The organism is Mycobacterium sp., from assembly GCF_032162105.1.
GTDB lineage: Bacteria > Actinomycetota > Actinomycetes > Mycobacteriales > Mycobacteriaceae > Mycobacterium.
This window is the reverse complement of record NZ_JAVRPS010000720.1, coordinates 1-5,335: the sequence shown is the minus strand read 5'-3', so window position 1 is coordinate 5,335 and position 5,335 is coordinate 1. Positions and strand designations below refer to the sequence as shown.

General features: G+C 65.9%; 2 protein-coding genes. One reads left to right on the top strand and one right to left on the bottom strand.

The features are described from left to right. Nucleotides 1-67 precede the first annotated feature (67 nt). The gene (locus QOC69_RS36385; RefSeq protein WP_526447745.1) at nucleotides 68-3,358 is read right to left on the bottom strand and encodes a helix-turn-helix transcriptional regulator; all 3,291 of its coding nucleotides are present in this window, start codon (nucleotides 3,356-3,358) and stop codon (nucleotides 68-70) included. A gap of 154 nt (nucleotides 3,359-3,512) precedes the next feature. On the opposite strand from QOC69_RS36385, the gene QOC69_RS36380 reads away from it, so the two are divergent. Next, complete coding sequence (locus QOC69_RS36380) at nucleotides 3,513-4,793, top strand: cytochrome P450 (protein ID WP_526447743.1); 1,281 nt, start codon at nucleotides 3,513-3,515, stop codon at nucleotides 4,791-4,793. The last annotated feature ends 542 nt before the right edge of the window (nucleotides 4,794-5,335 follow it).

Here is a 5,335-nt window from a genome sequence, read left to right as displayed (position 1 = left end):
GGACGGTGTGCGCGATCCGGGGGAGTGGCGCGGGCCGGGCGTTGCGCGGCGCACGGGTATGGACCCGCTAATCGACCGACGCCTGAGCCCTGCGCGCGGCTTCCTGCACGAGTTGCACGCGGGAGTTGATACTCAGTTTGGTGTAGACGTGGGCAAGATGTGCCTGCACGGTCCGAGGGGACACGAACAACCGCGTCGCGACCTCCTTGTTACCGAGACCTTCACAAACAAGACTTACGACGTCATGCTCGGCCGGGGTGAGCGACTCCCACCCACTATCCGGCCGCTTGCGTTCGCCGCGGCCACGCCGCGCGTAGGCGATCGCCTCATCGGTCGACAACTGCGCGCCCTCTGCCCACGCGTCGTCGAAATCGTTCTGCTCCATAGCTTGTCGCAACGATTCGACGGCCGCCTCGTACGCGGATTGATAGATCGGAAAGCGCACTTCACCGGTTTGTAGACGGATAGCCTGGGCGGCGCCGACCAGCCGGGCGCTTTCCGGATGGCTGCCAGCCTCACCTGCCAGGATCGCCAGGCATTCCAAAGTGTCCGGGACGCCAAGAAGCGCATCCACTTCGGCGCTCGCGGCGAGTGCTCCGTGGGCGTCACGCTCGCCCTGCTGGGCATCACCCTGCGCGATCGCAATCCTGGCACGCGTCGTCAACGCGACCGCTCGATGCCAACCCGACGTCGCCGAGACGGCCTCGTCGGCCCACCGTCGCGCCGCGACGAGGTCACCACGCGCCAGCGCGACCGCCGCCCTGCGCCACAGGTTGATCTTCACCATGGACAGCTCGTGACTCAGGTCGCGCCAGGCTTCCTCGTCGGCGCTGTCCGCGGCGTCAACATCCCCCGCGGCGACGGCCACGTATCCCTCGAGCATGGCGAAGTATCGCTCGTAGTCGCCGCCGAGATCTCCTGCGGCTTCACGGGCTGCGTTAGCACACATGCGCGCATCTCCGATGGCGCCCTGATGGCATAGCGCTTGCGTTGCGTTGAAAAGTGCAGCGTGGGCCCAGGTCACGTCCCCATAGGCAGCGGCCTCATCGGCGACCGCGCGGAATTGCACGACGGCTGATGCGAGATCCCCACTGACCATCCGGGCCCACGCAAGGGCCCAGCGGGCACCGCGCGAGACGAATCGGTCGCCGATCGCATCGGCGATTTCGCGTCCTTCAGCTGCGGTGATCCGCCCGGCGCGCGGGTCTCCGCCGTAGTAGGCGTTCTGCCCATGCCACACCAAGGCTTGACACAGCATTAATCGATCACCGGTGGCCCGCGCCAACTCGATCGCCTCCTCGACGTAGGCACGCGCGATGTCGGGGCTGAACGCCGCACTGCCCGCGCACGAGGCCAGCGCCCGGCTAATCAATACCGGATCACCGATTTCGCGCGCGATCTCCAGTGCCCGGCGGGCGTCGTCGAGCTGGTTCACGACGCCCAATTGCGCGTTGAGTCCCGCCCTGTCCGCCAACGCCCGCGCCAGCGTCGCGGGTTGAACCGAGTCCTTTGGGCCTTCAGAGAATGCGGCGTCGAACCACGCCAGCCCTTCCCGAAGCCGGCCGCGCGCTACCCAGAGCGGCCATAGCATTGAGGTGAGTGCCAGTTCTTGTTCCACGTCGCCGTTGTCGCGACTCCACGCAAACGCGGCTCGCAGGTTGTCGATCGCGCCCTCTGCCTGGGCGAGACGCCACCTGGCGGGGTCGAGCAGCATAGCCAACGTCGCCGCCCTGCCCGTGTAGTAGTCGCGGTGGCGTGCTCGCACCTGCCCGGCTTCACCGGAGTCACTCAACTTCTCCTGCGCGTATTGGCGGACTGTTTCCAGCATCCGGTACCGGGTCCGCCCGCGAACCTCGTCGGCCACCACGAGCGACTTATCCACCAAAAGTGTCAGCTGATCGAGGACTTGATGCGGCTGCATGTCATCGCCGGAGGACACCGTACGCGCTGCGTCGAGGTCGAAACCGCCCATGAACGCTGCCAAGCGGCGAAACAGCGTGCGTTCGCCGTCTGAGAGCAGAGCGTGCGACCAGTCGACGGAGGCGCGCAGGGTCTGCTGTCGACGAACCGCAGTGCGGGCGCCCCCTGTCAGAAGCATGAAGTGGTCCCGCAGCCCGTCGAGAATCTCGACCAGAGTCAACGCTCGCACCCGCGCGGCCGCGAGTTCGATGGCAAGCGGCATGCCGTCGAGTCGACGGCAGATCTCGGCCACCGTGGCCGCGTTGTCCTCGGTGACGCGGAAATCCGGCCGGGCCAAGCGTGCTCGGTCGGCGAACAGTTCGATGGCCTCGTCGGCGAGTGGCAGCGACGGCACCCGCCACGTCGCCTCACCCGGCACGGAAACTGGCTCCCGGCTCGTCACCAACAGCGTCAGCCTCGGGCAGTGACTCAGCAGCTCGGTCACGAGGTCGGCGGCCGCGTCGAGCAGGTGTTCGCAGTTGTCCAGCACCAACAGCATGCGACGGTCCGCGATGAACCTCATGAGCGTGTCCATCGTCGATCGCCCGGGCTGGTCCGACAGTCCCAACGCGCGAATCACCGTCATCGGCAGCACATCCGGGTCGGTGATGGCTGACAGGTCGACGAACCATGCCCCGTCGCCGAACTTTGGGGTCAGCTCTGTCGCGAGATGGATCGCCAGCCGGGTCTTGCCCACACCGCCAGCCCCGGTCAGGGTTACCAGCCTGCCGCTGGTGAGGAGCCTGGCGACCCCAGCGGACTCCGCCCCGCGGCCGACGAAACTGGTGAGCTGAACCGGAAAGTGCGGTGCATCAACGACTTTCGCTGTGCGAAGCGGAGGATAGTCATTTCGTAGGTCAGGGTGGCAGAGCTGCACCACCCTTTCGGGCCGCGGCAGATCCCGCAGGGGGTGCGATCCGAGGTCGGTCAGGAAGGCGCCCACGGGCAGCCGGTCGAGGACGAGTTCGCCTGTGATGCCGGACAGCAAGGTTTGACCGCCGTGGCCGAGGTCCCGCAGCCTTGCGGTCCGGTTGATCGTCGGGCCGATGTAATTGCCCTCATCACGCAACTGCACCTCGCCGGTGTGCAGACCGATGCGCAATCGGATCGGCGCCAACGGCGCCCGCTGCAACTCGAGCGCACAAGCCACGGCGTCACTGGCGCGTGCGAAAGCGACGACGAAACTGTCGCCCTCGCCCTGTTCGACGGGCCGTGCACCATTGTGCCTGGCGACTGCATCGACCACCGCCGCATCGAGGCCTGCGACGGCGGCGGTCATCTCGTCGGGCTGGGTCTCCCACAGGCGCGTGGACCCCTCGACGTCGGCGAGCAGCAGCGTCACCGTTCCGCTGGGCAGCAGCTCGCTCACGCCTACCTCGCTCCCATTCGTCTCGCTCATGCTAGTCAGCCTGCGGCGACGCGAAGTTGAGTTCATCCGCCAAATGGCTAACAGACTCCTCCCTGCGTCCCAAGACGATTTAGGTATTTCGGCCGATGGCGTCGAGCCGGGACGACCGGATAGTCGATTGCGTCCCGACCGCAGGAGGCCCGTCATGTCCACCGCCGCCAAGCGCGTGAGTGTCTTCGATGCTCCACCGCCCGCCATCGACTATCACGGTGTCGTCCAGCCCGAGGAAGCGCACCGCATCATCGCGCGGGTGCGGAGTCAGTCACCGATCGCGATGGGGCCCTACGGGCCCGAGTTGCTCACCTACGATCTGGTTCGCTCGGTGCTGCGCGACCCGCGCTTTGCCATGCCGCCGTCCAACGGCTTGGCTATGCAGGGCGTCACGTCCGGCCCGCTCTGGGACCGGGTATCCGCGCTGATCGTCGGCATCGACGGCGCCGAACACAAGCGGCTGCGCCGACTCGTCTCGCACGCATTTACCCCGCGGGCTGCCGAGCGCATGCGCACGGCGTGCAGGGCCATCATGAACGAACTCGTCAACCGGCAGATTCACACCGGCCGCTGTGATGTGGTCGCCGATATCGCCAGGTCGTATCCCGTTCCGATCATCTGCACGACCCTTGGTGTGCCTCGCGAGGACTGGGACCTGTTCTCCGACTGCTTGAGAGGTATCAGCGAGGCCTTCGGAGGCAACGCCGCCGCCCACACACTGGCGATTCTGGCGGCATGGCACAACCTCGACGCCTATCTCGATAACTTGATCGAGCGTCGACGCCGATCCCTGACCGACGATCTGATCTCCGAACTCATCCGTGCCGGGGACGACGGCGACCGGCTCACCCGCCGCGAGATCCTCGACCTCGTCGCGGTCCTTCTCCTCGCGGGCACCGATACCACGCGTAACCAGCTGGCAGCGGCGGTACAGGTCTTCGTCGATCACCCCGATCAGTGGGCAGTGTTAGCGGATCATCCCGAACTTGCGCCGCACGCCGTCGAGGAGGTCATGCGCCACACACCGGCGTCCTTCTCCGCCATCCGCGTTGTGGTCGAAGATGTGGACCTTGACGGAATCCGGTGTCCGGCCGGCACGTGCGTTGTCGTCAACACGGCCGCCGCCAATCGCGACCCCGTCCGGTACGAGGACCCCGAACGGTTCGACATCACCCGCCAAGGGCCCGCGGCGATGTTGACCTTCGGCGGCGGCGCGCACCATTGCCTCGGCGCGCACCTTGCGCGGATCGAACTCGCTGAAGGCCTGGTCGTCATGGCTCGACGCATGGGCGGCATCCGCCGCGCCGGCCCCGCGCCATGGAGGCCCATAGTGGGCATCGCAGGTCCCAGGACGCTGCCGATCGAATTCGATCCGCGACCGGCGCGCGTGTGTCGAGTTGTTAGTGAATTGCAGGTACGCCGAACTATGTTGTAGTACAACGCAACTCGCCGTAGTTAGCTGGTAATGGTGCGTGTTCAAGAGGTGCGAGTTGCCGTAGGGGAGCGGTTTCGGTCGGGAGTACCCTCCGGGCCGCCGGTCAACTACCAGGCTGCCGCGGCAAGAACCCGCGCGACGGCGCCGTGACCGAATCAATTCGCAGAGCCACGCCTCGGCGATCACCTAGCCGAAGAACGCGGAACGCTTCAGTAATGGGTGATCAAATCGAGCAATCGTCGCGGCGGATTAACGAGCTTCCGGCGTCAAGCGCAGAACCGGAATGGTGCGAATGCCGTTAGTGTTCGCTGCGTACGAGGTGAAGTTGGAGGCGACTTGGGTTGGATGTTGATTTTGTTGGCCAGTAGCGCTCAACCAGTGCGAACAATCTGCCGCGCCGGCCCTTCGGCCGCAATAGCTGCGGGGAGGTCATAGGCGAGGCGGATCATAGCGGTGTTACGACCACCGCGGGGGTTAATCCCATGCTGTTTAAGTCGATTCGCGAACATGCCGGCTCGACCGGCAATCTGGCGGGCCTTAAT

Excerpts from the sequence above, each read along its gene's own strand:
- QOC69_RS36385 (WP_526447745.1), bottom strand. The coding sequence starts at position 3,358 with ATGAGCGAGACGAATGGGAGCGAGGTAGGCGTGAGCGAGCTGCTGCCC.
- QOC69_RS36380 (WP_526447743.1), top strand. The coding sequence starts at position 3,513 with ATGTCCACCGCCGCCAAGCGCGTGAGTGTCTTCGATGCTCCACCGCCC.